At 27.8% G+C, this 2,507-nt stretch carries 2 protein-coding genes and 1 pseudogene; 2 read left to right on the forward strand and 1 reads right to left on the reverse strand.

The features are described from left to right. Positions 1-109: 109 nt before the first annotated feature. On the reverse strand, positions 110-1,153 hold the full coding sequence (locus tag AB1Z17_RS11860; RefSeq protein ID WP_368052006.1) for a LacI family DNA-binding transcriptional regulator: 1,044 nt from the start codon (positions 1,151-1,153) through the stop codon (positions 110-112). A 180-nt stretch (positions 1,154-1,333) separates the two neighbouring features. Between AB1Z17_RS11860 and AB1Z17_RS11865 the strand changes: the two genes are divergently transcribed. Beyond that, positions 1,334-2,248 carry a sugar phosphate nucleotidyltransferase gene (locus AB1Z17_RS11865; protein WP_368052007.1) on the forward strand — a complete coding sequence of 305 codons (915 nt, stop codon included), beginning with the start codon at positions 1,334-1,336 and terminating at the stop codon, positions 2,246-2,248. A gap of 1 nt (position 2,249) precedes the next feature. After that, positions 2,250-2,507: pseudogene (locus AB1Z17_RS11870) on the forward strand (aminoglycoside phosphotransferase family protein); the annotation flags it as partial.

Genomic DNA, 2,507 nt, shown 5'->3' on the forward strand with positions numbered 1-2,507 from the left:
CTTAGTAAAAGAAATTTTTGAGTTTAATCAAAAATATAAAAGTTTCAAAACTCAACTTTATGAATTTTTAATTGAAATTATATAATTTCAAAGGCTTTTTTATTTAAACTTATTTTAAGTAACCATCAATATTTTCAGAAGTAACAATGTCAATTGGTAGCAATAATTGTGAAGGTATTTCTTTATCAAATAAAAAATATTCTGCTAAATAATGCAACCCCATATAAACTTGTTGTTTTGGTTTTTGATGAATTAAGAAATCAATTTGTCCTTGTTTTAAATAATCAATATTTTTTTTAACCAAGTCGTATCCAACTATTGCAATAGTATCTGCTCTTTCTTTTAATGCTTCAACAACCACATACGACTTAGAAATGGTAACAAAAATTCCGTTAATACTTGGATTTTGATCCAAAAATGTAAGTAGTGAAGTATTAAAGCTTTCAGATTTTTTATAACTTAAATTAACAGTGGTTATGTTATAATCTGAATTGTTTAAGGAGCTAAAGTAACTTCTAAATCCTTTTTCTTTTTCTTGCAAGTGTGTTGCGTTCTGATAATCTTCGTCAATATGTACAATTCCAATAGTACCTTTTTTTAGAATCATATCCATCAATCTTGCAGCAACTCTTCCACTTTGATATAAATCCTGACCAATAAAATTATTTGAATGGTTGGAATCTATATAATTATTAAATATGGATACTTTTATATTTTTTTCATTGCATTTTGCAACAATATTTATAGCTTCTTTCTGAAATAATGGAACCATTAAAATAGCATCAGGTTTGGTTGCAATAACAGTTAGAGAAGTCTCTATAAAAGAACTTGTTTCAGATTCATCAAAAACAAATTTATTAAATTCAATACCAAAATGTTGAAACTCATTTTCTGCCTCTTTTATTGCACCCGAACAAGGTTCCCAATAAGAATCTTTCTGAGCGTCGGGTAAAACAACAGCAAGTTTATAAATTTTATTAATTTTTAAATTCTTAGCAATTGGGTTTGGTTTGTAATCAATTTCATTTAAAATTTTTGTTACTTTTTCTAAAGCAATTTCTGAAACTTTTCCACGCTTATGTAAAACTCTATCAACAGTTCCTTTTGAAACACCTGCAAGTTGAGCAATATCTTTAATCGTATATTTTTTCATGTTACAAATATAGAAAACTTTATGATATGAAATAAGTAATGTGTTCGATAACATAGATTTTGTGTGTTCGAACACATTTTTATTATTTTTCCTTTGATATTTCAAAATTCATTTATAAATTAGCACAATGTTTTATTAAAGCAGGATGTATTTAATGTAAATATTTAAAAATATAATATATTGAAAACAAACAATTTAAAGCCAACTTTGGTAATTTTAGCTGCCGGAATGGGAAGCCGTTATGGAGGGTTGAAACAGCTTGATGCTTTTACTCCAGAAGGAGCAACAATTATAGATTTTTCAATTTATGATGCTTTACAAGCGGGATTTGGAAAATTTGTATTTATAATTAGAAAAAGTTTTGAAAAAGATTTTAAAGCTATTTTCGATAAAAAATTGGAAGGAAAAGCAGAAGTTGCTTATGTTTTTCAAGAAATTGAGGATGTTCCAGAAAAATTTCAAAACCCTGGAAGAACCAAACCTTGGGGAACTGGTCATGCACTTTTAATGGTGAAAGATGTTGTGAAGGAAAACTTTGCAATTATAAATGCCGATGATTTTTATGGAAAAGAAGCCTTTGAAATAATGGCTAAAGAATTAGTTGAAATCAATCCGGATTCGTACCATTTTAATATGATGGGATATTTGTTAAAAAATACCGTTTCAGACCATGGTTTTGTTTCAAGAGGAGAATGCCAGGTTAGTAAAGATGGTTTTTTAACGGATGTAACTGAAAGAGTTCATATAGAGAAAGTTAATAACCACCTCATTAGAAAAGATGAAAATGGCGTATTTGTTCCCATAGATGGTGAAACAATGGTTTCTATGAATTTTTGGGGATTTACACCAAAATGTTTCAATTTTGGAACACTACTTTTTGAAGAGTTTCTAGAAGAAAATATAGGAAACTTAAAAGCAGAGTTTTTTATTCCATTAATTGTAAATGAAATTTTAAAATCTGGAAAAGCAACCGTTGAAGTATTAAAATCAGATGCAAAATGGTTTGGAGTTACATACAAAGAAGATAAAGAAATAGTTCAAAAAGAAATTGAACTTTTGCAAAAAAATAATAGCTATCCCTCTAAACTTTGGTAAAATGAACAAAATACATCAATTACAAGAAGCATTTAATCAGTTTAATCATAATTCAGAATTTTTATCGTATTCAGAATTAGCATCTGGTCATATTAATGATACGTATTTGGTTAAAACAGCTGATGGTACTAGTTATGTACTTCAGCGAATTAACAATGGTGTGTTTAAAGATGTACCAGGTCTTATTTCAAATAAAGTAAATGTTAGTAAGCATTTGCAAAAAAAATTAGCACACCTGCCAAAAAATGAAATTTTCAGA

This window comes from Lutibacter sp. (genome assembly GCF_040883305.1).
Classification (GTDB): domain Bacteria; phylum Bacteroidota; class Bacteroidia; order Flavobacteriales; family Flavobacteriaceae; genus Lutibacter.